The organism is Nocardia sp. CY15, from assembly GCF_009829295.1.
GTDB classification, from domain to species: domain Bacteria; phylum Actinomycetota; class Actinomycetes; order Mycobacteriales; family Mycobacteriaceae; genus Nocardia; species Nocardia sputi.
This window is the reverse complement of sequence record NZ_VUOT01000006.1, coordinates 81,352-107,833: the sequence shown is the minus strand read 5'-3', so window position 1 is coordinate 107,833 and position 26,482 is coordinate 81,352. Positions and strand designations below refer to the sequence as shown.

Below are 26,482 nucleotides of genomic sequence, written 5' to 3'. Positions count from 1 at the left end.
GCCCGGCTCGCTGGTTATCCTTCTGCTCGTGCCCTTCGCCCGCGCGATCGATGCCGACATCCATTACGAGGACAGCGGCGGGGACGGCCCGGTGGTACTGCTGGCGCACGAGTTCTTGATGGACCGCACCATGTTCGCCGCCCAAATGGCCGCGCTCGCACCAGAGTTCCGGATCGTGTCCTGGGATGCCCGCGGCCATGGCCGCACCAGGGACGAGGGCCTACCCTTCACCTATTGGACCGCGGCCAGGGACGCGCTCACCATCCTCGATCATCTCGGCGCCGAGCAGGCCGTCATCGGGGGAACCGCGCAGGGCGGTTTCACCGCGCTGCGCACCGCGTTGATCGCCCCGGAACGCGTCTCCGGACTGATCCTGATCAGCACCGAAGCGCACGCCCCCACCCCTGAACAGTCCAGCGCCACCCAGAAGTTCCTCGAAGAGTGGTATGACGACGGCTCCCGCGAGCGCGCCGTGCACCAGCTGGCTTCCTGGCTGATCGGCGACGACGAGTGGTACCGCACGATCTGGACCCAGCGCTGGCTGGTGCGCGACCGCCGCGGCATCGAGGTCGCGGCGGGCTGCCTGCTCAGCCGGGATTCGGTGCTGGACCGGCTCCGCGAAATCGACTGTCCCGCATTGGTGATCCATCCCACCGACAGCGGCATGGACCGCAAGCGCGCCCGAGAACTGGCCAACGGCTTGTCCGGCGCCACGTTCATCGAGATCGCGGACGCGCGACTCGCGGTGACGATGACCCACGCGGAGCCGGTGAATCACGCCATCCAGCAGTTCCTGCGCGCCAGGACCAAGCCGGCCCGGGCACGGTGAACTCACGCACGGACGCTGAGACCCACCTTCTGGAATTCCTTCAGATCCGAGTAACCGGCCTTGGCCATCGAACGCCGCAGTCCGCCGACGAGGTTCAGCGAGCCGAACGGATCGTCCGACGGACCGAAGAGCACCCGCTCCAGGCTGGGACGCACGGGATCGCCGACCGGCTCGCCACCCAGATCCCACGGATCGTCGACGTGCAGCATCGACCCGCGCGGCACGGACGGGTGCGCGGCCGCCGACGGCCAGTACCAGCCGCGGCCGGGCGCCTCCGCGGCCAGGGCGAGCGGGACCCCGAGCACGGCGGCGTCCGCGCCACACGCGATCGCCTTGGCCAGCTGACCCGAGGTGGCGATGTCGCCGTCCGCGATGACGTGCACGTAGCGGCCACCGGTCTCGTCCAGGTAGTCGCGGCGCGCCGCGGCGGCGTCCGCGATCGCGGTGGCCATCGGCACACCGATGCCGAGCACCTCGCCGGTGGTGGTCGCGCCCGGGTAGGAGCCATAGCCGACGATCACGCCCGCCGCACCGGTGCGCATCAGGTGCAGCGCGGTGCGATGATCGCTCACGCCACCCGCGACCACGGGCACGTCCAGTTCGGCGATGAAGGTCTTCAGGTTCAGCGGCTCACCGTCGCCGACGTGCTCGGCGGAGATGATCGTGCCGTGCACCACGAGCAGGTCGATGCCCGCCTGCAGCAGTGCCGGGGTGAGCGTGCGCGCGTTCTGCGGGCTCACCCGCACCGCCACGGTGACACCCGCGGCGCGGACCTGCGCGACCGCGGCGGCGAGCAGATCCGGCTGCATCGGCGCGGCGTGCAGCTCCTGCAGCAACGCCACGGCGCGCTCGTAGCCGCCCTTGCCGACCAGTTCGAGCAACTGGTCGATCTTCGCGCCGACATCCGCGTGCCGCGCCCACAGGCCCTCGCCGTTGATCACGCCGAGGCCGCCGAGGCGGCCGAGCTCGACGGCGAACTCCGGCGATACCAGCGCGTCGGTGGGATGCGCGAGAAACGGGATCTCGAAGCGGTAGGCGTCCAGCTGCCAGGACAGCGAGACCTGCTTCGACGAGCGGGTCCGGCGCGAGGGGACGATGTCGACGTCGTCCAGCTCGTAGGTACGCCGGGCGGTCCGGCCCATGCCGATCTCCACCATGTCGCGCACGCGAAATCTCCTTGTCTGATGTGCAGCGCCCGCGGCGCTGCGTATTCGGGCCCGTTGGCGGCTCGTTGTCCGAGCGGGCGAGGCTCGCGCCTCCGGCGCATGCGCTTCGCCCACTCGGACAACGAGCCAGGCCGCGAACGGCGCTCGTAGGACTCGCGCCTCCAGTGGTTACTTGTGGGGGCAGGTGGGCAGCACGAATGAACCGCCAACTACCGCGCAGGTTGCTCACCGCCACAGCCGGTGGGCAAGCTCAATCATGCACGGACCGGTTGGTCCTGTACATGAACGTAGCCGGACTAGCCCCGTCCGGTGTAGTTAGGGGCCTCGACGGTCATGGTGATGTCGTGCGGGTGGCTCTCCTTGAGGCCCGCCGCGGTGATCTGCACGAACTGAGCCTCCTGCAGATGCGCGATCGATTGCGAGCCGGTGTAGCCCATGGCGGCGCGCAGGCCGCCGACCAACTGGTGGATCACCTGGTTGACCGGGCCGCGGAACGGCACCCTGCCCTCGATGCCCTCGGGGACCAGCTTGTCCTCGGCCAGCACGTCGTCCTGGAAGTAGCGGTCCTTGGAGAACGACTTGGCCTGGCCGCGGCCCTGCATGGCGCCCAGCGAGCCCATGCCCCGGTAGCTCTTGAACTGTTTGCCGCCGACCAGGATCAACTCGCCCGGCGACTCGGCGGTGCCCGCGAGCAACGAGCCGAGCATCACCGTGGACGCGCCCGCCGCGATGGCCTTGGCGATGTCGCCGGAGAACTGGATGCCGCCGTCGGCGATCACCGGGACGCCCGCGGGCTTGCACGCGGCGACCGCCTCCAGGATCGCGGTGATCTGCGGCGCGCCGACGCCCGCGACGACGCGGGTGGTGCAGATGGAACCGGGACCGACGCCCACCTTGACCGCGTCCGCGCCCGCTTCGACCAGGGCTGCCGCGCCCGCGCGGGTGGCGACGTTGCCGCCGACCACCTGGATGCGGTCGCCGACCTCGGTCTTGACCTTGGTCACCATCTGCAGCACCTGCGCTTGATGACCGTGCGCGGTGTCCACCACGAGCACGTCGACGCCCGCGTCGGCGAGCGTCATGGCGCGCGACCAGGCGTCCTCGCCCACGCCGACCGCGGCGCCGACCAGCAGGCGGCCGTCACGGTCCTTGGTGGCGTTGGGGTACTGGTCGGTCTTGACGAAGTCCTTGACGGTGATCAGGCCGCGCAGGCGCCCGTTGCCGTCGACGATCGGCAGCTTCTCCACCTTGTGCCTGCGCAGCAGCCCGAGCGCCGCCTCGGCGGTCACGCCCTCCTGCGCGGTGATCAAAGGAGCCTTGGTCATCACGTCGGCGACGCGGCGGTTCTGATCCACCTCGAAACGCATGTCGCGATTGGTGATGATGCCCACAAGCGCACCGGTCTCGTCCACCACCGGAAGTCCGGAGATACGGAACCTGGCGCACATGGCGTCGACCTCGGCGAGGGTGTCGGTCGGACGGCAGGTCACCGGGTCGGTGACCATGCCCGCCTCGGACCGCTTGACCGTCTCCACCTGCGAAGCCTGGTCGGCCGCCGAGAGGTTGCGGTGCAACACGCCCATGCCGCCCGCGCGGGCCATGGCGATCGCCATCCGCGCTTCGGTCACCGTGTCCATGGCCGAGCTGACCAGCGGGGTGCGCAGACGGATCTCCCTGGTCAGCACACTGGAGGTCTCCACAGAGCTGGGGATGAGATCCGAGGCGGCAGGCAGCAACAGCACATCGTCGAATGTGAGGCCGAGCATGGCGATCTTGTTCGGATCGTCGCCACCCGTAGGAGGGCGGACTGCGCTTCGTTCGCCCGTTACGGGATTACTCATTCGGATCGACCCCTCCTGGACGTCGATAGCGACCGGCGCCGGTGCGACCGGCGCCGTGACGGCTGATGGGATGGACGTTGCGTTCGGCGGCGGTGATGTCGGGACCCGCCGTAGCCTGTGCTCCATGGTATCTGTCCGGTGAACTCGCCGACGAAGTGAGCCCACCCCCGAAACTGGCGGGCCGCATCGCTGGCGCAGACCACCCTGTTCTGCGTACCGTGGGGATGTGCGTGACCATCTACCACCTGGCTTGCCGCCGGATCCGTTCGCCGGAGACCCCTCCGACCCGTCCGCCGCGCTCGACGCCATCGAGCCCGGCGAACCGCTGGATCCCCACGAGCGCCTTGCGGTCGAGGAGGATCTCGCCGACCTCGCGGTCTACGAGGCGCTGCTGGCTCACCGCGGGATCCGCGGACTCGTGGTCAGCTGCGAAGACTGTAGGCAGGACCATTACCACGACTGGGACATGTTGCGCGCCAACCTGCTCCAGTTGCTGGTCGACGGCACGGTCCGCCCGCACGAGCCCGCCTACGACCCGACGCCGGAAGCGTACGTCACCTGGGACTACTGCCGTGGCTACGCGGACGCCTCGATGAACGAGGCTTTCCACGGCGACGGGTTCGACGGATTCGACGGCTGACCGGCCCGACCCGAGACGCGCGCGAGCCGTTCCCCGGCCCGCGCATCTCGCGCTTGCCACTGTGATCTTCGACGCACAGGATCACGGTTCGAGCAGACAACGCACCCCGACGAGCCGGACGTCCGCCTGAAGCGCGGATGACCGGCTCCTTCGGCGTCAGAAGAACAAAGAACCGATCGCCTGGCCGGCGATCGGTTCGTGTCGTACGTCCGAGATGTTCGCTTACCTACCGGGCGGCAAGAACGAGCCCGGGTTGGGGAAGGACGGCACGCTGAAAGTCGGCGGCTGGCCCTGGGTCGGCGGCCGGGTGGCCGGTTGCTGCGGCGGCGGTGCCACCGTCGGATTCCCGGTGTCCACCGTCGGATCCGCTGTGGGCGGCCGGACATCCGTGGCCGGCGGCTGCTGCGGAGCCGTCGGCTCCACGGTCGCCTGCGGCGGTGTGGTGGCTGCAGGCGGGGGCGTGGTAACCGGTGGCGCCGTGGTCGGCGCGCCGCCGTTCGTGGCGCCGCCGCCGTTCGGCGCGGTCGCGTCCACGGTGGGCGAGGGCTTGTCCGTCTGCTCGCCCGGCTGCTGCATGATCGTCGCGGACCCGCTGGTCGCATTGGGCTTCGTGGTGACGCTGGTGCCCGGGGTGGCACGCGGGTCGGTGCTCTTCGGCACCGTCGACTCCAGCTGTTGGGCCAGTTCCGGCGACACCTTCCCCAGCTCCGCGAGCAGCCGCTCCCACTCGGTCATCAACTCGGCGCGCTTGCCCGGATCGCTGACCTGCGCGGCGTTCTCCTTGGCGCGCTCCAACCGCGCCTTCGCCTGTTCCGGGTTCTGCGCGACCAGCGCGGAGGCCTGGCTCAGGTCGTCGTCGGCCCGCTGCACGACGGTTGTCTGGGCCTGTTCGCTGAACACGACTTCCTTGACCCGCCATAGCGGGTCGCCCGGCTCCGCGTTGTACGAGAACGCCGTCATGCCGCCGAAGACCAGCGCCAGTGCGGCCGCGGTGCCCATGATCGGGCGCAGAAGCCTCAGTCGCCCGCCGCTGTGCGCCCCGATACGAACCTGCCGCGCGCCGATCTCCTGGTTGACCGCGGCCACGATCGCATCCAGGTCCGGTTCGGCCGACATCGGAGCCGCGGTCAGCTCCGCTCGCCAATCCGCGAGCAGCGTCGCGAGCTGATACTCCTCGGCGCTGTCGGTGTGCACCGGACCATCGCTGGCGATGGCGTCGATCAGAGCATCGTCGCGGCGTACCGCGGCGATGTCGACCGGGTCGCTGTCACCGGACGCCTCGGCGTAGGGACCGCTGTTTCGCGATCCAAGCCGCGCCTTCCAGTCACCCCGACCGCGCTCGCCATCCCTAGCCATACATTTCACCTGCCCTCGCCACTTGTGACTTGAGTTTCGCGAGTGCCCTGTGTTGGGCCACCCGTATCGCACCCGCCGTACTGCCCACGGCGACTGCGGTTTCTTCCGCTGACAAACCCATGACCAAGCGCAGGATCAAGATCTCTCGATGCTTCTCGGGAAGCGTCGCGAGCAAACGGTTCATCTGTCTGCTCGTCTCGGATTCGAGAGCTCGTTGTTCCGGTCCCTGGTCGGTGGATATGACATCTGGTACTTCGGCCATCGCCTCCGCCTTGTTACGGGCGGCATTGCGATGAGCGTCGGCGACCTTGTGCGAAGCGATCCCGTAGACAAAGGCCATGAAGGGCCTGCCCTGGTCTTGATACCTGGGCAAGGCGGTCATCACAGCCAGGCAAACCTCCTGCGCAACGTCGTCCGCGGAGAGCTGCCCACGCTCCGCGGCTCCGATCCGCGCGCGGCAGTAGCGCACCACCAGCGGGCGGACCATCTCCAGTACCTGAGCTAAAGCGGATCTGTCGCCCTGCGCAGCGGCAGCGACGGCGAGGTCCAACTCTTCGCCCGTGTGCGTCATCGTCAGAGATATTCCTGGCGTTACAAGTGGCACGGTCCGGTGACGACCAGTGCTTCCACCGAAGGGGCGGAACGGATCTAACAATAGCGACCCGTCGGCGGGATCTGGGCAACACGGTGGTCTCCGTGATCAGCTACCAACCATCCATGGGGCGCAATGCCCCGCCTGCGCGGGTTATGACCGCTGCACACTCGGCCGCTTCCGCCGCCGCTTTCTCGGCGCCCGATCCGGCGCGGAGCATGGCGCAAGCCCACCGCAACGGCAGCAGCCCGTGCTCGCGGCATTGCTCGGCGACCTCCTCGGCCGAGGCCCGGGATCGTTCGCGCGCGCCGCGCGCCGCGTCGGCCGCGGCGACCAGTAGGCGGGACTTGACCTGGTGGCGTACCGAGGGGGACCGATCGGCCAGCTCCAGCGCGACCGACGCGTGCTCGGCGGCCGACTCGAAATCACCTGCCGCCAACGCGGTTTCCGCGCGTACCCAGCCCAGGCGGATCGCGGGACGCCAACCGGCCCGATACCGCTGTGCCGCCGAGGCGCTGCGCCGCAGCAGCCGATCGGCCAGCGCGAGCCGCCCGGTTCCCAGCGCGTCGGCGGCCAAGCCGGTGAGGGCGTCGCAGATCGCGTCGGCGCGGCTGGGAAGGTAGCCGCCCGGCCCGTTCGACGGACCGCCTGCGGTCTCGTCCTCTGCCACGGCGTCGCTGGCGAGCAGCAGCGCGGCGGCCCGCCCGTCGAACGCGGCCGCCCGCTCGTGCCACCCGAGCTGGCGAAGGAAAGAGCCCTCCGTACTTCCCGCCAGTGAGAGGAGCACGGGGTCGGCGCTGTGATTGCATAACCTTCGCAATTCGACGCGCGCCGCGGCATAACGACCCTGACCGCCGAGGACCACCGCGCGATACCACCGGCCGAGTGGGTCCGAAGCGGGCGGCAACTCGGCGGCGGCGCGACCAGGGTCGGCACCGAAGGCGGCCTCGGCGAGGGCCGCGACGTGAGGATCTCCGAACGGAGCGGGCGCGAACACGGGCGCACTCTATCCCGCCCGGTACGCGGGCCGGAGACGACGAAAGGTGATCGACCGCCGACCCGCAACCGCCCGGCATTTCCGCCGCCGAGCCGATGTTTCCATTAGGTAAATCTAGCTCCGGCAATCACCGAGCGGCCGCGCCGGGAATTCATGCGCGTTTCGCGTAATTAACCTGCGCGCCCCGTTTCCGCCATCTTCGGATCCGCGCGAAGGGAACGTCGTGGGCGGCAGGGCCGCCGCCGCCGTGCGCCCAGCATCCGCACCGCAGCGGCCCCACGCACCGTAAATCGCATCTACCTGCAGAAACTTGACTCGTCATGGCACAAGCGGAAACCACCGACCTCCGGCCAACCGAACAGTATCGCCGGAACCAACGCGAAAAGTAAACAGTTCGGAGGTTAAATTTCGCAGCGCGAGATTTGGAAAAGTGCTGCGTGGAACTATTGACGGAATTTCGCGGCTGGACCTAACGTAGCTCATCGCCACGGACGGCGCCGCGCGAAATTGCAGCGACCACGAAGGGGCGAGCCCCCCGGGTACCCCCGCCGACACGGCGTCGTGGCCCACAACTGTTGCAGAACAACTGCTCGACAACGCTGACGAGCTCGCACCACGAGGAGTTCACATGCCCATGCCGACCCACCTCCCGGGACCCAACGCCGATGTCTGGGATTGGCAGATGCGAGGATCGTGCCGCGGGCAGGATTCCGCGGTGTTCTTCCATCCCGATGGCGAGCGTGGCCGAGCCCGCACCGCGCGCGAGATGCGCGCCAAGGAGATCTGCCGCACCTGCCCGGTGCTCATGCAGTGCCGCGCCCACGCGCTGAAAGTCAGCGAGCCCTATGGCATCTGGGGCGGCATGTCGGAAACCGAGCGCGAGATGCACGCGCGGCGCAACCGCCGCCGCATGGCCGTCTGAACCAATCTCCTCCCATCCGCACGCCAGCGGGCATCGAATCCCTAGCAAACAACGGGCCACTGCAACATGCTTTTCGGCCGAGCCGGTCACGCAACACGCCGATCGGTTCCTGTCCGAAGGTCGGCGCGTGGGTTCCGATCGGTCACCATCGATCGGCCGGCCGCCGCGGCGAAGGCCGGTGCACTACCGGTCCGGCGCGATGCGACAGCGTTCGGCGTGTCACGGCGTGTCATGGCGTGTCTTCTCCCAGATGTCCGACGTAACGGCGCTTTTCCGCAACGCGGCGCCGTCCCATGACGCGCTCGTGGGCACCCCACCGGAAGGGAGGTCATAGCGGCGCGCTACGGTAGTGACTGATGACACAGAATGGAGCGTTGTGACAACGCGGCCGCCAGCCGCAGAGGGCGACTCGTTCCGAAGAGCGGCCTTCCCACCTACGGTGGATTCTGCGGTTACGGCACGCGCAGCCGAAAGTATCGAGCTCGCCGCGCTTTTACATCGATGTGGCCGAGCCGACCAGGAAGCATTCGCCGAGCTCTACGACCGGACGTGTGCGCGCGTCTTCGGTCTGGTGTTGCGTGTCCTGCACGATCCGGGATACGCGGAGGAGACCACCCAGGAGGTCTTTCTCCAGATCTGGCGGATGGCGTCGAGCTTCGATCCCGCGAAGGGTTCCGCGGTGACCTGGCTGATGACGCTCGCGCACCGGCGCGCCGTCGACCGGGTGCGCGCCGAGCAGGCCCACACCCAGCGCGAGGTCGCGTACGGGATCCGGGTGCTCGGCAACGAATTCGACGAGGTCACCGAAGAGGTCGAGCGCAGGCTCGAACAACAGGCCGTCCTGGCGGGTCTCGCCACACTCACCGAAACCCAACGGGAAGCCATCTCGCTCGCCTACTACGGCGGGCGCACCTATGCGGAGGTAGCCACCTACCTCAACGTAGGGTTACCTACCGTTAAGTCCCGGATTCGGGACGGATTGACACGACTGAAGAAAAGTTTGGGGGTGACGTGAGATGAACGAACGCCAGATCGATCTCGCGCACACCGTCGCGCTCGGATCGATCGACGACGAAGACCATCAGGAAGTGCAGGATCTGCTCGACAGCGAGGACCCCGTGCTACGCGCGGAGTTCATCCAGGAAGTCAGAGACACGAAAGAAGCGCTCTCCGTTCTCGCCACAGCCACGGCGGCCATGCCACCGCCGTCGCTGCGCGCTCGCCTCCTCGCGGCCATCGCCGCCGAGCAGCCACCGGTCGCCAGCTGAATTCAGCGATCCGTCAGGCACTCCCGCTCCGCGCGTCCGGGTCCGACAGCCGGACGATCCCGCAGCCTCCTTCCGGTTCGCGGCAGCCAGCGCGTCGAGCTTCGGAACATCCTCGGTCTCACTGGTAGTCGCCTGCCGGCCCCGGCTTGTCCCGGGTACGGGCAAGGCCCCCGAACCAGGTGGTTCGAGGGCCTTGCCTGATGAATCGTCGCGAAGAGGCGCTCGGCTCAGTGAGCGTGGCCGTGGTGGCCGTGATCGTTGTGCTCCTCGGCGGGCTTGTCGACCACGGCGCTCTCGGTGGTGAGGATCATGCGCGCGACCGAGGCGGCGTTCACGACGGCCGAACGAGTCACCTTCACCGGGTCGACGACGCCGTCGGTGAGCAGGTCGCCGTAGCTGAGGGTGGCGGCGTTGAAGCCCTCCTTGCCCTCGGCCACCTTGCTGACCACCACCGCGCCGTCCAAGCCCGCGTTCGTGGCGATCCAGAACAGCGGCGCCCGCAGCGCGGTGCGAACCACCTCGACGCCGACGGCTTCGTCACCCGACAGCGAGTCGCGCAGCTCGACGAGCTTGCCGCTCGCCTGCACCAGCGCGGTGCCGCCGCCGGGCACGATGCCCTCGGCCACAGCGGCCTTGGCCGCGCTCACCGCGTCCTCGACGCGGTACTTGCGTTCCTTGAGCGCGGTCTCGGTGGCCGCGCCGACCTTGATCACCGCGACGCCGCCGGCCAGCTTGGCCAACCGCTCCTCGAGCTTCTCGCGGTCCCAATCGGAATCGGTGGACTCGATCTCGCGACGCAGTTGCGCGACGCGCCCCTCCACGTCCGCCGCGGAACCGGCGCCGTCGATGATCGTGGTGTCGTCCTTGGTAACGACCACGCGACGCGCCTTGCCGAGCACGTCCAGGCCCGCCTCGCGCAGGGTGATGCCGAGGTCGGGGTTCACCACAGTGCCGCCGGTGACCACGGCCAGGTCGTCGAGGAACGCCTTACGGCGGTCGCCGAAGAACGGCGCCTTCACCGCGACGGCCTTGATCGTCTTGCGGATGGCGTTGACCACCAGGGTCGACAGCGCCTCGCCCTCGACGTCCTCGGCGATGATCACGACCGGCTTGCCGCTCTCGGCGATCTTCTCCAGCAGCGGCAGGAAGTCCGGCAGCGAGCTGATCTTCTCGCGGTGCAGCAGGACGAACGCGTCCTCGAGGGCGGCCTGCTGGCTGTCGGGATCGGTGATGAAGTAGGGCGACAGGTAACCCTTGTCGAACTGCACGCCCTCGGTGACGACGAGTTCGGTCTGCAGCGTCGAGGACTCCTCGACGGTGACGACGCCGTCCTTGCCGACGGTGGTCAGCGCCTTGCCGACCATCTCGCCGATCTGCTCGTCGCGCGAGGACACCGTCGCGACCTGCGCGATGGCCTGCTCGCCGGAGACCGGGGTGGCCAGCGCGAGCAGCGCCTCGGAGACCGCGTCGGCGGCCTTGGCGATGCCGGAACCGAGCGCGATCGGATTCGCGCCCGCGGCAACATTCTTCAGCCCGGCGCGGACCAGCGCCTGGGCCAGCACGGTGGCGGTGGTGGTGCCGTCGCCCGCGACGTCGTTGGTCTTGGTGGCGACGCTCTTGACCAGCTGCGCGCCGAGGTTCTCGAACGGGTCTTCCAGCTCGATGTCACGCGCGATGGTGACGCCGTCGTTGGTGACGGTCGGACCGCCGAAGGACTTCGCGAGCACGACGTGCCGCCCGCGCGGGCCCAGGGTGACCTTCACCGCGTCGGCGAGCTTGTCGACACCGCGTTCCAGAGCCCGGCGAGCCTTCTCGTCGAACTCGATCTGCTTTGCCATGGGAATTCGCTCCTGTAGTGGATTGCGGCGCTCCCGGGTCCCTACGTGGTCACGCAGGCTGCCGCCTCCGGGCCCGTCGCTCGCACCGCTGTATCTGATTTGCGGTGCTCCCGGGTCCCTACGTGGTCACGCAGGCTGCCGCCTCCGGGCCCGTCGCTCGCACCGCGTGTTCAGTGCCGGGTGTCTGTCGGCGTCGAACGCGTTCCGCCCCGGGGCCTGAAAGACACCGGGGCGGAACGCATGCGTGCCCGTTCGGCTACTTGGTGACGACGGCCAGCACGTCGCGCGCCGACAGGATGAGGTACTCCTCGCCCTGGTACTTGATCTCGGTGCCGCCGTACTTGCTGTAGATGACGGTGTCACCCTCCTGGACATCCAGCGGGATGCGCTTCTCGCCCTCGTCGTCCCACCGGCCGGGACCGACGGCGACAACGGTGCCCTCCTGCGGCTTCTCCTTCGCCGTGTCGGGGATGACCAGGCCGGAGGCCGTCGTCGTCTCGGCCTCGTTGGCCTGGACGAGGATCTTGTCCTCGAGCGGCTTGATGTTCACGCTCGCCACGTTGAGCCCTCCACTTTCAGGGGATTCGGTCGTCCGGAACTGTTGTCCCGGACTCGTCGGTTGGTCACGATGCTGACCTTGCGCATAGCCCCGTCGTCGCGGGTGCCGGGACCCCTGCCCAATGGTCAAGCTGCTGGCACAAGCACTTCATACAGTGCCGACTAGCACTCTATACATGAGAGTGCCAGCGCTCAAGGCTGGACGGTGCCAACTTTGCGCGGCGCGCCCATCCGACTCGCGGCTTGGCGATTCGTTCGAGGAAACAGTAACGTTCGGATAACGGATTGTGACACTATTGACGACGGTCGCGGTCCGGCCGCCACGTCCGTCGCCTGTGGGCGGCGGCGGGGCCGCACAGCGTTACCGCAGCGTCGCCGAAACACGCAGCGCCGCAGCAGTCGTTGCATTACCAGCGTCACCAGAGAGCAAGACACGTGATCCATGGCCGGTCCCCGCGACCCACCCGGACGAGGGGCCGGTTCGTTTCCCGATCCGGGGCGCTCGTCATCCATACGGCGGTCCGGCAGTCCATTCGAGATGGTCGGCGACACCATGACCATCCGCTCGAAGGGAGGTGAACATGCGAACATCCCTCGGCATCTCGGCCGGGGCAGAGGTCGTGTGCTCGGCGTTGGTCGCCACCGCGTCCAATGGCGCGCAGAGCTTCGACTACCGCGTCGTCTCCGCCGATGCGGCCCATTCCGATCTCGGCGATCTGGTGGCGTCCTCGATCGAGTTGATGACCACGCAACTGCCGACCACGCAGCCGCCGCGCGAGATCATCAGCCCGGTCGGCGGGCGATTCGCGGGCACCGCACGCGATTGGGCGTCGATGACCGGTCATCCGCCCACCAGCGTCGCGGTCGCCTACCGCACCAGGGAGCAGGCGCAGATCATCCGCGCGGCCACCGGCAAACAGCGTGAACTGCGGCTGATCCCGGAGGGCACCGCCGCGCTGACCTACCTGCGGCACACCGGCCTGCTGGACCGCTACGACACGGTAGCCATCGTCGATCTCGGCGCCTCGGGGCTCAGCGTCACCGTCGCCGATCGAACCGACGGCTCGCTGCTGCGTTCCGACCGCACCGCGACCGTCAGCGGCAAGGCGATCGATGACCTGATCTACCACCATCTGGTGGACATGCACTTCGCCCGGCGCGGCACCCGGCCCAACCGCGGCATGCTGACCAATCGAGGCCGCGCGGCGAAAGAGCATTTGTCCATCGCGCCCGCCGTCACCATCGACCACGTCGCGGGGCGGCCGCTGAAGCTGACCAGGGCCGACTTCGAAGAGTTGATCGCCGACCTGCTGCGCGACCTGGCGCGGTTCGTCACGGCGGCGTTCGGCCGGGCGCCCCGGCAGCCGCAGGCGGTCGCGGTCATCGGTGGCGGCGCCAACATTCCCTCGGTGCTCGACACACTCACCGCGGCGCTGGACGTCCCGGTCTTCACCGTGCCGGACCCGGAGGCGGTGACCGCGAAAGGCGCGGCGCTGGTCGCGGATTCGGTGCAACCCGCGGTGTTCCCGGTGGGCACGCGCGGCGGCGACGCGCCCGCCGGAACGGTCACCAAGGTGTTCGGCACACTGGCCGGGGCGATCGTGGTGGTCGGACTGATCGTCGGTTACGGCGTGCAGACGTTCGCGCCCACCGCGGACGACGAGGTCTCCCCCGCCGGGACCACGAGCAGCGCTTCGCAGCTGCCGCCTCCGACGTCCGCGGCGCCCTCGACCGCGGCGGCGGTAACGCGGGCAGGCGGCACCCCGGACAGCACCGGCGTCGCGCCGACCACCACCGGACGCGGGCCGCGCAGTACGACCGGCGTACCGTTCACCACGGAGGCGGTCACACCGACACAACCCACGCTGCGACCGGATCCCGACCTTCCGCCGATCCCGTTCCCCGAACTCCTCGGTCCGCTGTTCGGCAACCCGAATGCCACACAGGGCAGTTCGCCCGAGCCGGGGCCGAGCCAGACCTCTTCGCCGACGCCGAGCGTCGAGAGGCCCGGCCCGAGCTCGACGCCGAGCCAGGTGCCCGCGCGGTCGGGCCTGCCGCTGCCGCCGCATGGAAGCTCGGGGTCGGCATTCGACCCGGGCCTACTCGTACCGAACTGATCCGACGGCACAACGGCGGTTTCCGGACGATTCCACGGAAGCCGTCGAGCCACCCGCGCGCTACCGACGGCTCACCGAGTCCGAGCAGATCAGCGGACCATGCTGACCGACACCGGCAGACCGGGGTCGGTGGCGACCGTCAGCGGTGACGGCGCCGCGCCGCCCGCGATGACATGTGCGCCCAGCGCGGCGATCATCACCCCGTTGTCCGTGCACAGCCGGGGCTTGGGCACCCGCAGACTCAAACCGGCCGCGGCGCAACGTTCCTCGGCCATCGAGCGAATTCGTGAGTTGGCCGTCGCGCCGCCGCCGAGCACCAGCGTGCCGACACCGACATCCCGCGCCGCGCGCACCGCCTTCATGGTGAGCACATCCGCGACCGACTCCTGGAACGACGCCGCGATATCGGGAATGGGGAGATCTTCCGCGGCGATGCCGTCGCGCTGCGCCGCCTCCACGTATCGTGCCACCGCGGTCTTGAGGCCCGAGAAGGAGAAGTCGTAGCGCGGATCACGCGGCCCGGTCATGCCCCGGGGAAAGGCGATGGCGCGCGGATCGCCGTCCGCGGCTGCGGCATCGAGCGCCGGGCCGCCGGGAAAACCCAGCCCGAGCAGGCGCGCCACTTTGTCGAAGGCTTCCCCCGCCGCATCGTCGACCGTGCTGCCCAGCTCGACGATCGGCTCGGACAGATCCGTGACGTGCAGCAGGTGAGTGTGCCCGCCCGACACCAGCAGCGCGACGCACGGTGGCATCGGCCCGTGTTCCAGGGTGTCCACCGCGACGTGGCCGCCGAGATGGTTGAGCGCGTAGAAAGGCACATCCCACGCCGCCGCATACGCTTTCGCGGCGGCGACGCCCACCAGCAACGCACCGGCCAAGCCCGGTCCGATGGTCACCGCCAGCGCGTCCGGCTTCGCGATACCCGCCGCCGACAGCGCACGGCGCATGGCGGGCACGATCGCCTCGAGGTGCGCGCGCGAGGCGATCTCGGGGACCACGCCACCGAAGCGCGCGTGCTGGTCGACGCTCGAGGCGACTTCGTCGGCGAGTAGCTCGCAGGTGCCGTCGGGGTGGCGGCGGACGATGCCCACTCCGGTTTCGTCGCAGGAGCTCTCGATGCCCATGATGATCACGACAGCACCTCGTCCGGTGTGCGCCACTGGCGGTCCGCGCTGGTCAGCGCGGGCCGGCGCATCGTGTACGCGTCCGCGCCACTGGGGTGGTAGTAGTTCTTGCGCAATCCGATGATGTGGAAACCGTGCTTGGCGTACAGCGCGATCGCGGGCGCGTTGTCGGTGCGGACCTCCAGGAACACCGGCCCGCCGCGCCGTCCTGCCTCGGCGAGAAGCGCCTCCAGCAGAAGCGTGCCCACGCCCGCGCGGTGGCAGCGGGGGTCGACGCCGATGGTGTGCACCTCGGCCTCGGGGTGTTCGGCGTCACCCAGCAGGGCGATGCCCGCGTAGCCCACCATTCGCCCGTCGTCGTCGCGCGCGGTGATGTAGCAGTTGTGCCTGCCTGCCAGCTCGGACTGGAACGCCACGGCGGCCCACGGGTCGTCCTCCGGGAACAGCAACTGCTCCAGTTCGACGCAGCGCGTGATGTCGGCGGCCACCATCGGCTCGATACGGAAAGCCACGGCCGTCACGCTCCCGTCCGGTCGAGTCGACGGTAGGCGTTCTCGACCGCGTCCGGCCTGCGCAAGTACAGCGGAACCAGCGGCTCCGGCACGCTGCGCGACAGCAGCTCGGGGGCGGCGACGCGCACCAGTCCGGCGGGCGAGGGCGTCTCGGCGGGCAGCACCGGCAAGTCGAAGAAGTCCACGTGCGAGGCGGATCCGGCGATCGCCGTGGCTTGTCCTTCGTCCAAGTCGGAGGGCTTGCACACCTCGGGGCCTGCCACGCGCGCGCCCTCGCGGTACCGCGCCCAGTACACCTCCCGCCGCCGCGCGTCGGTCACCACGAGCAGTTCGGCATCGAGCGGGAACTCGACCGGAGGCGGCACGGCGGGGTCGATGGCGGCGTCGGCGGCGATCGCGTCGAGACTGCACACCCCGTACACCGGAATGCCGAGCGCGTCACCGAACGCGGCCGCGGTGGCCATACCGACGCGCAAGCCGGTGAACGGCCCCGGACCGACGCCGACCACGATCGCGTCGATATCGGTCCTGGAACGGCCTGCCTCGCCGAGGCATTCGAGGATCTGCGGGGTGAGCACCTCGGCATGAGCACGGGGGTCGACCCGCACCCGGGAGGCGACGGTGCGTGCCAGGACGGGATCCGCCGAGCCGGCGCCCTGCTCCAATTCCACCAGTCCCGCTGTGACGGCGGGGGTCGCGGTGTCGACGGCTAGTACAAGCATGATTGGCCCAACGATACCGGGTGGTAGGCCCCACGGATGCAGAGCTACCTGATAGCTAATCCACCCATTCCCAGATCGCGGTGCGCACATCCGAATCCGGCTCACGCGACAGCAGCACGCGCAGGTGGCGCTCGGCGAGGTGCTCGACCACGCCGCGGCCCCACTCCACCACGACCACCGCCTGATGCAGATCGGTGTCCAGATCCAGCGCGTCCAGCTCGTCCAGATCGCCACCGAGCCGATAGGCGTCCACGTGCACCATGGGCACGGCGGGCCCGCCCTCCCGCTCCCCGGCGCGGTGCTGGCGGGCGATGATGAACGTCGGGGAGCTGACCCGGCCCTGTACGCCGAGCCCCTCGGCGATACCACGGGTCAGCGCGGTCTTGCCCGCGCCGAGCGGGCCGTCCAGAACCACCAGGTCACCGGCGCGCAGATCCATGGCCAATTCCCGGCCGAGCGCCTCGGTGTCGGCGACGGTGGGCAAAATCCGAGACCGTCGATCAGCCACCGGACACCTCGGAGGCGTTTCCCGCCACCGGGTCGATGGCACCCGCGCGCACCAGCAATCGATCCAGCGCGGCATTGACGATGTCCGGGTACTGCAGATGCGGCATGTGCGCCGCCCCCGGCAGCAGAATGAGTTCGCTTTCGGGCAGAGCGGCGGCCAGCGCGCGCGAATTGCGGAACGGGATCACCAGATCGTGCTTACCGCCGAGCACCAGAACCGGTGTGCCCGCCAGGGCGGGCAACGCCGCCGACTCGTCGTGCAGCTCGATGGCTTGGAGAAACTTCACGATGGTCTCCACCGGCGTCTGGTCGATCATCAGCGTCGCGAAGCGCGACAGGGTCGGGCTCACCGGACCGTGGAACGAGCTGACGTGCAGGATCGGTGTGATCACATGCCGCGCGGTGGCGCGGCCCGCCTGCACCAGCGCGGGCGCGGTGTGCACGGCCAACCGGAAGCCGTCGATCGCGGGGTTGCGCAGCAGTTGCCCGATCCCCGCCGCGGTGACCCCGGCCGCCGCGGTCGACAGCAGTGCGACGCCGATCACCCTGGCCGCGAACAATTCCGGGAATCGCGCGGCCGCGGCCAGGACCGCCATACCGCCCAGCGAATGCCCGACCAGCACCACGGGCCCGGCCGGAGCGGTGGCGCTCAGCACAGTGGCCAGGTCGCGGCCCAGCTGGGCGACGGTACAGCTCGCGGCGCTCGGCACTCCGGATCGACCGTGCCCGCGCAGATCGAACAGCACCATGCGAACCCGCGCGCCCCAACGCTTTTCCAGATCGCGACGCTGGAAGTGGAAGGAAGCCATGCTGTTGCAGAACCCGTGTACGAAAATCACCGTCACCGGCGCGTCGTCGGGGCCGCAGGTCCGGGTGGCCAGCGGCACGCCGTCATCGGCGAGCACGGTCCCCGCGCGGTCGGCATCGATCAGTCCGAAATCCTCGTCGCGGTAGTCGTCGCCCCGCGGGGGCCACAGCACGCGCGCGCCGGCGCGGCGCAGGGCATGGGCACCCGCCAGCGCACCCACGAGCCCCACGGTGGCGAGCCCGCCGCGCAGCGGGGTCACCCGGAACCGGCTCACCGGTCGCCACCCGTGTAGCGCCGGGTGACCCGGCCGCGCGGCGAACACACCACTTCGTAGTGGATGGTGCCGAGCAGGTCGGCCCAGTCCTGGGCGTGCGGTCGCGCGCCGAAGAGGATCGCGGTGTCGCCCTCCCGGACGCCCGCGGCATTGTCTCCCAGGTCGACGACGAACTGGTCCATGCACACCCGGCCCACGTTTCTGCGCCGGGCTCCGCCGAGCCAGACGTCGAATCGCCCGCTCAGGGGGCGGAACACGCCGTCGGCGTAACCCGTGGGGATCAGCGCGACGGTGGTGTCGTGCGGCGCGACCCACTGGTGCCCGTAGGAGACGCCTTCGCCCGCGGCCACCCGCTTGACCAAGGCGACCCGGGCCTGGAAGGTCATCGCGGGCCGCAGGCCGAAGTCGTTGCCCGGTATGGGGGACAGGCCGTACACGGCTATGCCCGGCCGGACCAGGTCGAAGGCCAGATCGGGGCGGGTCAGGGCGGCGGCAGAGTTGGCGATGTGCACCAGTTCCGGCTCCAAGCCGTGTTCCTTGGCCGTGGCGATCGCGTCCAGGAACCGGGCGCGTTGCACGTCGTTGTTGGGGTGTTCAGGTTCGTCGGCGTGCGCGAGATGGGAGAAGATCGCGCGGAAACGCACCGCCTGCTCGTCGACCAGAGCGCGCAGCGCTGTCAGCACTTCCGGGTACTCGGCCGGTGAGACCCCGTTGCGGTTCAGGCCCGTGTCCACCTTCAAGGCGACCGTCGCCGGACGGCCGACGCGGCGCGCCGCGGCTTCGACCGCCCGCAGATGGGCGGGCGAGGAGACCCCGATCTCGACGTCGGCGTCCACCGCGGCCGCGAAGTCGGCGTCGGTGTTGTGTAACCAGCACAGGATGGGCGCGGTGATTCCGGCCGCGCGCAACTGCACGGCTTCCGCCACCGTCGTGACGCCCAATTCCGCCGCCCCCGCCGCGAGGGCGGCCCGCCCCACCTCGACTGCGCCGTGGTTGTAGCCGTCGGCCTTCACCACCGCCATCACCGCGGCGTCGCCCGCGTGTTCCCGCAGGATCCGCACGTTGTCGGCGATGGCATCCAGGTCGATGACCGTTTCCGCTTGCGCATTCACGGCAGTCTTCTCCGCCTCTTTCGAGTATTCGGGCCGTACCAGCCGGGGGGCGCTATATTCGCGTTCAGGTCTTCCGTCTGGTGCCGCCGGAGTTCTGGGCGTACCCGGGGAGTTACCCATGTGCCCTCGAGATCAGTCGTCGCGTTGGTTCCGGTCGAGTCTATTGGCGTGCTCGATCTCGGTTGCAACCGGTTTACGCGCCGGTCAGCGCTGTGCTCGACGCCACGATGAGCACAGCCTACGTATGGGCGAGGCCGCGGAGGACTCCGATCGCGGGACGGACGTGGGTCGCCAGGACGCTCGCCGAGACCGGGGCTCCCGCGGGCGCGCCGTCGTGGGCGGCGAGGTTCGCGGCCAGGGCGTGCACCCGCGCGGCCGCGGCAGCGGACCAGGCGGTGTCGCGACCCGCGGCGAGCAGCGTCCCGATGATGCCCGAGAGCACGTCGCCCGCGCCCGCGGTGGCGGCCCACGAACCGCCCGCTTCGTTGACCAGCACGGGGCGGCCCGGTGCGGCGACCAGCGTGGCCCGACCCTTCAGCAGTACCGTGACCTGCCAGGCATCCGCGAGGTCCCGGACCGCGGCCACCCGGTCTTGGCCGACTTCGTGACCGGTGAGGCGGGCGAACTCGCCCGCGTGCGGGGTCAGCACGGTCGGCGCCGCGCGATCGCGCACCAGGTGCGGCCGTGCGGCCAGCAAGGTCAGGCCGTCGGCGTCGACCACGACCGGTAGGTCGGTGTCCAAGATCTGGCGGAGGCGTTGCCCGGCGTCGGCATCGGTGCCCGCGCCGGGACCGAAGACCCAGGACTGGACGCGACCGGTGTCGGCGAGCTGCCGGGTGGCGATGACTTCCGGAAAGTGGCTCAGCACCTCGGCCGCCGCGGTTCCCGCGTACCGCACCATGCCCGACGTCGCGGCGACGGCAGCGGCCGCGCACAGCACCGCGGCGCCCGGATATGTCGCGCTTCCCGCGCATATGCCGGTCACACCCTGTGTGTACTTGTCGTCGGCCGCGCCGGGAACCGGCCATTCGGCGCCGATCGAGGCGGGCTCCAGTGCGACGAGACCCGGCTCCGGGAGACGTAAACCGATGGGGACCAACTCGATTCGGCCGCACTGCGGCGCGGCGAGCGCATGCACCGGTTTGTAGCCGCCGAAGGCGACCGTGACGTCCGCGCGCACGGCCGGGCCCTCGATCGCGCCGGTGTCCGGATCGACGCCGCTGGGCAGGTCGGCCGCGACGATCGGAGCGTCCAGCGCCGCAACGATTTCCGCGGCACGCGGCCGCAGCGGACCACGACCGGAGATACCGACGATCCCGTCGATCACCAGATCCGGGCGACCTGGGTCGTCGGCGACTCGACCGCCCGCAGCGCACAGCGCCGCGAGTCCTTTCGCGTGCGCCCGCTCCGGGTTCAGCAATACCGCGGTGACCGCGACACCGCGGCGGCGCAACTGCGCTCCGGCGTAAAGCGCGTCGCCCCCGTTGTCGCCGGACCCGACCAGCAAGGTCACCGCCCGACCCGCGACACCGCCGGTGCGCTCCCGGAGTTCGCCCGCCACCACGGTGGCCAAGCCGTGCGCCGCACGACGCATGGGCACGCCGTCCGGCACCCGGGTGAACAGCTCGGCCTCCGCCGCACGCACTTCGTCTACGGTGAAATAGCCCCGCTGCGTGGACATCGCCGCTCCCTTCGTCGGTGTGGCCTACTACGCTTGGCCATCATGCCAAGCGTCCGCCGCCACACCGGGACTGTCCGCCTCGTCACGGGAGTCGCCTTGGCCGGGGCGCTGCTGCTGTCGAGCTGCGGCGGAGACGAACCCGGCTCGGCCGCCACCACCACGAGGAAACCGGCTCGGCCCACCACCACCGCTCAGCAGACCGGCGAGCGCAAACCCGCCGCCGCCACCGTGGTGGTGGACGATATGGAATTCTCCCCCGCCGAGGTCGCCGTCGCGGTCGGCGACACGGTCACCTGGAAATTCGACGACCAGGTCCCGCACACCGTGCAGGGCATCGGCGACAAGGCGATGGGCATCAACAGCCCGATCCTCGACCGGGGCGAGTGGAGCTACACCTTCACCACGCCGGGCACCTACCGCTACCTCTGCTCACTGCATCCGGAGATGCGCGGGTCGGTCACCGTCGAATAGCGGGGCGAGGGCGCGGTGCGGCGCGTTCGCGGACCACCACATGCCTGCCGACAGATCGCAGGCTCCTCCTTGTATCCGGTCAGACCGGGCGGTAGTCGCGGGGGCGTGCGCCACGCGCCGAGCTGGTGTTGAGGGCTTCGACCGCGGCCACGAGCGGAGCGAGTTCGGGGTTGGCGGCGGCTTGACCGAGCGCGCCGGCGAGGGCGGCGTCGTGTGTGGGCCGGGCCCGCGCGAGCAGGTCCAATCCCGCCGGAGTGACGTCGGTGTAGATGCCACGACGGTCGTCGGGGCACAGGTAGCGCTGGAGCAGGCCGCGATCTTCGAGCCGGGAGACCAGGCGGGTGGTGGCGCTCTGGCTCAGGACCACGGCTTCGGCGACCTGGTTCATGCGCAGGTGCCCGCCGGGGCCATCGTGCTGGCGGCTCAGGACGACCAGCAGCGAGAACTCGCGAACGCTCAGGTCGTGGCCGGATTGCAGCGCCCGCTCGATGTGCGCCTCGATCCGGTCGTGCAGCAGCGAGAGTGCGTACCAACCATCGGCCAGGCCCGTCAGGGCGGCATCCGCGGTCATGGCGTTCCTTCGGCTCGGGGGATCGTGCCTCCAGGATAGACAGGCTACGCAATATCCAGCGCTTGCAATTATAAAGCGTATGCAATTATTGTTTGCGCCTGTAAAGCTCTAAGGCAACATCCATGTGGAGGCTCCATGCCGCTCGCACTCCTCGCCCTGACCCTCGGGGCATTCGGGATCGGGACGACGGAATTCGTCGTCGTCGGTCTTCTGCCCGACATCGCGGGCACCTATTCGGTGTCCATCCCCACGGCAGGCCTGCTGGTCACCGGGTACGCGCTAGGCGTCGTGGTGGGTGCGCCGTTGATGACCGGCCTCGGCACCCGGGTGTCGCGCAAACGCATGCTGCTCGGCATGCTGACGCTGCTCGTTCTCGGCAACGTGCTCTCCGCGGTCGCACCCACCTTCGGGCTGATGCTCAGCGGACGGATCGTGGCGTCGCTCGCCCACGGCGCGTTCTTCGGTATCGGCGCGGTCGTCGCGGGGACGCTGGTCAGCGCCGACCGGCGTGCCGGTGCGATCGCGATCATGTTCACCGGTCTCACCGTCGCCACGATCGTGGGCGTGCCGCTCGGAACGCTGCTCGGTCAGCACTTCGGCTGGCGGCTGACCTTCTTGTTCGTCGCGCTGGTCGGGTTGGTCGGGCTGGTGGGAGTCGCGGCGTTGGTCCCGGAACAACCCGCCCCCGCGCGGACGCGCGGCTGCGCACCGAATTGGCGGTGTTCCGCAATCCCCAGGTGCTGCTGGCGATGGCGATGACGGTGCTCGGCTTCGGCGGCGTATTCGCAGCGATCACCTATCTGGCGCCGATGATGACCGAGGTCACCGGCTATGCGGAGAGTTCGGTCATCTGGCTGCTGGTGCTCTTCGGGCTCGGCTTCTTCGCGGGCAACCTGATCGGCGGCAAGTTCGCCGACCGCCACCTGATGCCGATGCTGTATCTCACCCTCGGCGGGCTCGCGATCGTGCTCGCGCTGTTCACCGTCACCGCGCACCACAAGGTGGCCGCCGCCGTCACAGTCGTGCTGATCGGCGCACTCGGCTTCGCGACCGTCCCGCCGCTACAGAAGCGCGTCCTCGACCACGCGGCGGGCGCGCCCACCCTGGCCTCCGCGGTCAATATCGGTGCGTTCAACCTCGGCAACGCCGTGTCGGCCTGGCTCGGTGGCGTCGTGATCGCAGCGGGTCTGGGCTACACCTCCCCCAACTGGGTCGGCGTGGGTTTGGTTCTGGTCGCGCTGGGTCTCGCGGTCCTGTCCGGATACCTCGAACGCCGCGACACCCCCGCCGTTGCGGCGGAGCCATCGGACGCGGTGCACGCATAGAAACATGCGAAGCGGCGGCCGCGCACTCGAGGGTGCACGGCCGCCGTGCCTATTCCACGGTGACGGATTTAGCCAGGTTGCGGGGCTTGTCGACGTCGTAACCTCGAGCCTGCGCCACCTCGGCGGCGAAGATCTGCAGCGGGACCGTCGACAGCAGCGGCTGGAAGAGAGTCGGCGCGCTGGGAATCTCGATGAGGTCGTCGGCGAACGGGCGAACCGTGTCGTCGCCTTCCTCGGCGATCACGATCGTGCGCGCCCCGCGCGCCTGGATCTCCCGGATATTGCTCAGCAACTTCGAGTGCAGCACCGCGCGACCCTTCGGCGACGGCATCACCACGATCACCGGGAGGCCGTCCTCGATCAGCGCGATCGGACCGTGCTTGAGCTCGCCCGCCGCGAATCCCTCGGCGTGCATATAGGCCAGCTCCTTGAGCTTGAGCGCGCCCTCCAACGCCACCGGGTAGCCGACGTGACGTCCCAGGAACAGCACGGTCGGCACCTGCGCGAGTTCCCGTGCGATGGTCCGCACCTGCGGCGCGGTCTCCAGCACGCGTTCCACCAGCTTCGGCATTGCCTCCAGTTCGGCGAACTCGCGGGCGACCTCGTCGGGGTACTTGGTGCCGCGCGCCTGCGCCAAGGCGAGCCCGACCAGGTAATTCGCGGTCACCTGGGCCAGGAACGCCTTGGTGGAGGCGACGCCGATCTCCGGCCCGGCCCTGGTGTAGAGCACCGCGTCGGACTCGCGGGGAATCTGCGCGCCGTTGGTGTTGCAGATCGCCAGGACGCGCGCCTTCTGCTCTTTCGCGTGGCGCACCGCCTCCAGCGTGTCGGCGGTCTCGCCGGACTGGGAGATCGCCACCACCAGCGTGGAGCGATCCAGCACCGGATCCCGGTAGCGGAATTCGCTGGCCAGCTCGACCTCGACGGGCAACCGCGTCCAGTGCTCGATGGCGTATTTGGCCAGCAGACCGGAGTGGTAGGCGCTTCCGCACGCGACGACGAACACCTTGTCGAAATCGCGCAGCTCCTGGTCGGCCAGACGCTGCTCGTCCAGCACGATCCGGCCCGCGCCGTCGCGATCGGTGCTGAAATGCCCCATCAGGGTGTCGGCGACCGCGGCGGGCTGCTCCTCGATCTCCTTGAGCATGAAGTAGTCGTGGCCGCCCTTCTCGGCCGCGGCAAGGTCCCAGTCGATCGTGAACGGGCGGGTGCGCGAACTCGCGTCCTCGCCGGTGAAATCGGTCACCCGGTAGCTGTCCAGGTTGATCACGACAGCTTGGTCCTGACCGAGCTCGACCGCCTCCCTGGTGTGCTCGATGAACGCCGTGACATCCGAGGCGATGAACATCTCGCCCTTGCCCACGCCCACCACCAGCGGCGTGGAACGGCGCGCGGCCACGATCGTGTCCGGGTGATCGGCGTGCGTGAAGACCAGGGTGAACGCGCCCTCCAGACGGCGCAGCACGGCCAGCGCGCTGGCCGCGAAGTCACCGGCGGTCGGGCCGTTCGCATACGCGCGGGCCACCAGGTGCACGGCTACCTCGGTGTCGGTGTCGCTGCTCAGCTCGACCCCGGCGTCCTCCAGTTCGCGGCGCAGCGGAGCGAAGTTCTCGATGATGCCGTTGTGCACCACCGCGACCTTGCCGCTGTCGTCCCGATGCGGGTGCGCGTTGCGGTCGGTCGGCGCGCCGTGCGTCGCCCAGCGGGTGTGCCCCATGCCCGTGGTGCCCACGAAGCGGTCGATGCCGGTTTGCGACAGCTGGGCCTCCAGGTTGGCCAGGCGACCCGCCTTGCGTTCCACCGCCAGCGCGCCCGCGCCGTCCAGGATCGCCACACCCGCGGAGTCGTAACCGCGATATTCCATGCGGCGCAACGCGTCAACGACGACGCCGAGCGCGTCTCGGTACCCGACGTACCCCACGATTCCGCACATGGCTCACCACACTACTTATCGGATAACGTTCACGTCGTGTCGGCGTCTGTGAAATCGCTACTGAGCACCCTGACCAGCCGGGGCCCGCACCGCGTGTTGCGCGGCAATCTGGCCATCGCCGGCCAGCCGGGGGTGGTGTTCACCCCCGAGTCCGGGCGGAATCTACCTGCCGTCGCCTTCGGGCACGGCTGGCTGACCGCGGCGGGGCACTACCGCACCCTGCTGGAACACCTCGCTTCGTGGGGAATTGTGGCCGCCGCCCCGGACACCGAGCGCGGGCCGATCCCGTCACATCTGGGGCTGGCCGCCGACTTGCTGACCACGCTCGACATCTGCACCGGCGTGCGGCTCGGCGACGGCGAGATCAGCGTGCACCCGGAGCGTCTCGCCCTGGCCGGACACGGCATGGGCGCGGGCGCCGCCGTCATCGCCGCCGGACGCCGCGACGTCGCCACCGTCGTGGCGCTGTTCCCCGCGCCGACGTCGCCGGCCGCCGAAGCCGTCGCGCCCGAGCTCGACGTTCCGGCGTTGATCCTGGCCGGCGCGACCGACATCACCTCGGTCAGCTCCAACGCCATCCCGCTGACCACCGCGTGGGGTGGTCCCGCGATCCTGCGCGCCGTCGACAAGGCCTCGCACAACGGCATCATCGAGGGCCGGCGCGTCCTCGCCGCCATCGGCGCGGGCAAGCACGAATCGAAGACCGCGCGCATCACCCGCGCCCTGCTGGCCGGATACCTGCTCGCCACGCTGACGGGCGACAAGACCTACCGTCCCTTCGCCGAGCCCGACGAGGTCATCCCGCACACCACGGTCATCGACCCCGAAGCGCCGCAGGAGAAGGAGCCGCCGAAGCTGAAGGTCGGCCAGTTGGCCGCGCTGCTGCGACGGTAGCCGACTCACCGGTGTCCGGAGCGCCGGTCAGATCAGCCAGCTCTTGCGTTGGTAGAACTTGGCCTCCTCGTCCTCCTCGTCGACCGGCGCGACCGTCTGATTGGCTCGCCGGGCGGCCATCGATCGCGCGACGGCCTCGCGCTGCTCCCGCGCTTCGTCCTCCAACCGTCGCTGCGCCTCCGCCTCGGCGGCGGCCTTGTCCAGTTCGGCGGCGTGCGTCGCCCAGAACTGGTCCATGTCCGCGGTCAAGCGATCGGCGAACTCTCGGCCGGTCGCCGCGGTCTGCTCGTTGATCGCCTGGATCTCGTCGAGCAGCAGAGACATGCGGCGCTGATTCTCGGCGGCGAGTTGCCTCGCTTCCTCGGCGTAATTCACCACGCGGCGCCTCCTCGCTCCTCCGACGTGGCGGTACCGGTCGCGGCCG

25 protein-coding genes and 1 pseudogene are annotated in these 26,482 nt (G+C 69.6%); 9 read left to right on the top strand and 17 right to left on the bottom strand.

What is annotated here, in order from left to right:
- Positions 1–28 precede the first annotated feature (28 nt).
- On the top strand, positions 29–829 hold the full coding sequence (locus GVY39_RS10375) for an alpha/beta fold hydrolase (RefSeq protein ID WP_159923019.1): 801 nt from the start codon (positions 29–31) through the stop codon (positions 827–829).
- 2 nt (positions 830–831) lie between these two features.
- On the opposite strand, the gene GVY39_RS10370 is transcribed toward GVY39_RS10375, so the two are convergent.
- Together GVY39_RS10370 and guaB are read right to left on the bottom strand one after the other, a co-directional pair.
- Positions 832–1,995, bottom strand: a complete 1,164-nt coding sequence (locus GVY39_RS10370; RefSeq protein WP_159923017.1) for a GuaB3 family IMP dehydrogenase-related protein — start codon at positions 1,993–1,995, stop codon at positions 832–834.
- 296 nt (positions 1,996–2,291) lie between these two features.
- A complete protein-coding gene (gene guaB, locus GVY39_RS10365; RefSeq protein ID WP_159923015.1) occupies positions 2,292–3,836 on the bottom strand; it encodes an IMP dehydrogenase in 1,545 nt (514 codons plus the stop codon).
- 226 nt (positions 3,837–4,062) lie between these two features.
- Between guaB and GVY39_RS10360 the strand changes: the two genes are divergently transcribed.
- Positions 4,063–4,476, top strand: coding sequence for a DUF5319 domain-containing protein (locus GVY39_RS10360; protein ID WP_039795739.1), 414 nt, complete (start codon positions 4,063–4,065; stop codon positions 4,474–4,476).
- A 222-nt stretch (positions 4,477–4,698) separates the two neighbouring features.
- Here GVY39_RS10360 and GVY39_RS10355 read toward each other — a convergent pair whose 3' ends face one another.
- From GVY39_RS10355 to GVY39_RS10345, 3 genes are all read right to left on the bottom strand, one after another.
- The gene (locus GVY39_RS10355; RefSeq protein WP_159923013.1) at positions 4,699–5,832 is read right to left on the bottom strand and encodes an anti-sigma-D factor RsdA; all 1,134 of its coding nucleotides are present in this window, start codon (positions 5,830–5,832) and stop codon (positions 4,699–4,701) included.
- Positions 5,825–6,403 carry a sigma-70 family RNA polymerase sigma factor gene (locus GVY39_RS10350; protein ID WP_043687710.1) on the bottom strand — a complete coding sequence of 193 codons (579 nt, stop codon included), beginning with the start codon at positions 6,401–6,403 and terminating at the stop codon, positions 5,825–5,827. The genes GVY39_RS10355 and GVY39_RS10350 overlap by 8 nt, the downstream gene beginning before the upstream one ends.
- A 133-nt stretch (positions 6,404–6,536) precedes the next feature.
- Entirely contained in the window at positions 6,537–7,421 is an 885-nt protein-coding gene (locus tag GVY39_RS10345; RefSeq protein WP_159923011.1) for a hypothetical protein, read from the bottom strand.
- 628 nt (positions 7,422–8,049) lie between these two features.
- Here GVY39_RS10345 and GVY39_RS10340 point away from each other — a divergent pair.
- The 3 genes from GVY39_RS10340 (at position 8,050) to GVY39_RS10330 (ending at position 9,611) form a co-directional block, all read left to right on the top strand.
- Entirely contained in the window at positions 8,050–8,343 is a 294-nt protein-coding gene (locus GVY39_RS10340) for a WhiB family transcriptional regulator (protein ID WP_039796164.1), read from the top strand.
- Positions 8,344–8,782: 439 nt separating this feature from the next.
- Positions 8,783–9,358, top strand: coding sequence for a sigma-70 family RNA polymerase sigma factor (locus GVY39_RS10335; RefSeq protein WP_159923009.1), 576 nt, complete (start codon positions 8,783–8,785; stop codon positions 9,356–9,358).
- Between the two features lies 1 nt (position 9,359).
- The gene (locus GVY39_RS10330; RefSeq protein ID WP_159923007.1) at positions 9,360–9,611 is read left to right on the top strand and encodes a hypothetical protein; all 252 of its coding nucleotides are present in this window, start codon (positions 9,360–9,362) and stop codon (positions 9,609–9,611) included.
- 227 nt (positions 9,612–9,838) lie between these two features.
- Here the strand turns inward: GVY39_RS10330 and groL are convergent, their stop codons facing one another.
- Both groL and groES read right to left on the bottom strand, forming a co-directional pair.
- Complete coding sequence (groL, locus tag GVY39_RS10325) at positions 9,839–11,449, bottom strand: chaperonin GroEL (RefSeq protein WP_159923005.1); 1,611 nt, start codon at positions 11,447–11,449, stop codon at positions 9,839–9,841.
- A 256-nt stretch (positions 11,450–11,705) separates the two neighbouring features.
- Complete coding sequence (gene groES, locus GVY39_RS10320; protein WP_028479292.1) at positions 11,706–12,008, bottom strand: co-chaperone GroES; 303 nt, start codon at positions 12,006–12,008, stop codon at positions 11,706–11,708.
- 580 nt (positions 12,009–12,588) lie between these two features.
- On the opposite strand from groES, the gene GVY39_RS10315 reads away from it, so the two are divergent.
- On the top strand, positions 12,589–14,124 hold the full coding sequence (locus GVY39_RS10315) for an Hsp70 family protein (protein WP_159923003.1): 1,536 nt from the start codon (positions 12,589–12,591) through the stop codon (positions 14,122–14,124).
- A gap of 89 nt (positions 14,125–14,213) precedes the next feature.
- On the opposite strand, the gene tsaD is transcribed toward GVY39_RS10315, so the two are convergent.
- From tsaD to GVY39_RS10280, 7 genes are all read right to left on the bottom strand, one after another.
- Entirely contained in the window at positions 14,214–15,257 is a 1,044-nt protein-coding gene (tsaD, locus tag GVY39_RS10310; protein ID WP_159923001.1) for a tRNA (adenosine(37)-N6)-threonylcarbamoyltransferase complex transferase subunit TsaD, read from the bottom strand.
- Entirely contained in the window at positions 15,254–15,760 is a 507-nt protein-coding gene (gene rimI, locus GVY39_RS10305; protein ID WP_159922999.1) for a ribosomal protein S18-alanine N-acetyltransferase, read from the bottom strand. The genes tsaD and rimI overlap by 4 nt, the downstream gene beginning before the upstream one ends.
- A gap of 5 nt (positions 15,761–15,765) precedes the next feature.
- A complete protein-coding gene (gene tsaB, locus GVY39_RS10300) occupies positions 15,766–16,482 on the bottom strand; it encodes a tRNA (adenosine(37)-N6)-threonylcarbamoyltransferase complex dimerization subunit type 1 TsaB (protein WP_159922997.1) in 717 nt (238 codons plus the stop codon).
- 55 nt (positions 16,483–16,537) lie between these two features.
- Positions 16,538–16,990: a tRNA (adenosine(37)-N6)-threonylcarbamoyltransferase complex ATPase subunit type 1 TsaE gene (gene tsaE, locus GVY39_RS10295; protein ID WP_223518699.1), complete on the bottom strand. Its 453-nt coding sequence runs from the start codon at positions 16,988–16,990 to the stop codon at positions 16,538–16,540.
- Positions 16,983–18,071: an alpha/beta fold hydrolase gene (locus tag GVY39_RS10290; RefSeq protein WP_159922993.1), complete on the bottom strand. Its 1,089-nt coding sequence runs from the start codon at positions 18,069–18,071 to the stop codon at positions 16,983–16,985. Before GVY39_RS10290 ends, tsaE begins: the two co-directional genes overlap by 8 nt.
- Positions 18,068–19,303: an alanine racemase gene (alr, locus tag GVY39_RS10285; RefSeq protein WP_159922991.1), complete on the bottom strand. Its 1,236-nt coding sequence runs from the start codon at positions 19,301–19,303 to the stop codon at positions 18,068–18,070. Before alr ends, GVY39_RS10290 begins: the two co-directional genes overlap by 4 nt.
- 118 nt (positions 19,304–19,421) lie before the next feature.
- A complete protein-coding gene (locus GVY39_RS10280) occupies positions 19,422–20,864 on the bottom strand; it encodes an NAD(P)H-hydrate dehydratase (RefSeq protein ID WP_159922989.1) in 1,443 nt (480 codons plus the stop codon).
- Between the two features lie 42 nt (positions 20,865–20,906).
- Between GVY39_RS10280 and GVY39_RS10275 the strand changes: the two genes are divergently transcribed.
- A complete protein-coding gene (locus GVY39_RS10275) occupies positions 20,907–21,335 on the top strand; it encodes a cupredoxin family copper-binding protein (protein WP_159922987.1) in 429 nt (142 codons plus the stop codon).
- 79 nt (positions 21,336–21,414) lie between these two features.
- Here GVY39_RS10275 and GVY39_RS10270 read toward each other — a convergent pair whose 3' ends face one another.
- Positions 21,415–21,906: a MarR family winged helix-turn-helix transcriptional regulator gene (locus GVY39_RS10270; RefSeq protein WP_159922985.1), complete on the bottom strand. Its 492-nt coding sequence runs from the start codon at positions 21,904–21,906 to the stop codon at positions 21,415–21,417.
- Between the two features lie 135 nt (positions 21,907–22,041).
- On the opposite strand from GVY39_RS10270, the pseudogene GVY39_RS10265 reads away from it, so the two are divergent.
- Positions 22,042–23,231, top strand: a pseudogene (locus GVY39_RS10265) (MFS transporter).
- A 49-nt stretch (positions 23,232–23,280) separates the two neighbouring features.
- On the opposite strand, the gene glmS reads toward GVY39_RS10265, so the two are convergent.
- Positions 23,281–25,164, bottom strand: a complete 1,884-nt coding sequence (gene glmS, locus GVY39_RS10260) for a glutamine--fructose-6-phosphate transaminase (isomerizing) (RefSeq protein ID WP_159922983.1) — start codon at positions 25,162–25,164, stop codon at positions 23,281–23,283.
- Positions 25,165–25,200: 36 nt separating this feature from the next.
- Here glmS and GVY39_RS10255 point away from each other — a divergent pair, with 36 nt between their 5' ends.
- Entirely contained in the window at positions 25,201–26,058 is an 858-nt protein-coding gene (locus tag GVY39_RS10255; RefSeq protein WP_159922981.1) for a hypothetical protein, read from the top strand.
- A 27-nt stretch (positions 26,059–26,085) separates the two neighbouring features.
- Here GVY39_RS10255 and GVY39_RS10250 read toward each other — a convergent pair whose 3' ends face one another.
- Positions 26,086–26,436, bottom strand: a complete 351-nt coding sequence (locus GVY39_RS10250) for a hypothetical protein (protein WP_159922979.1) — start codon at positions 26,434–26,436, stop codon at positions 26,086–26,088.
- Positions 26,437–26,482: the final 46 nt, after the last annotated feature.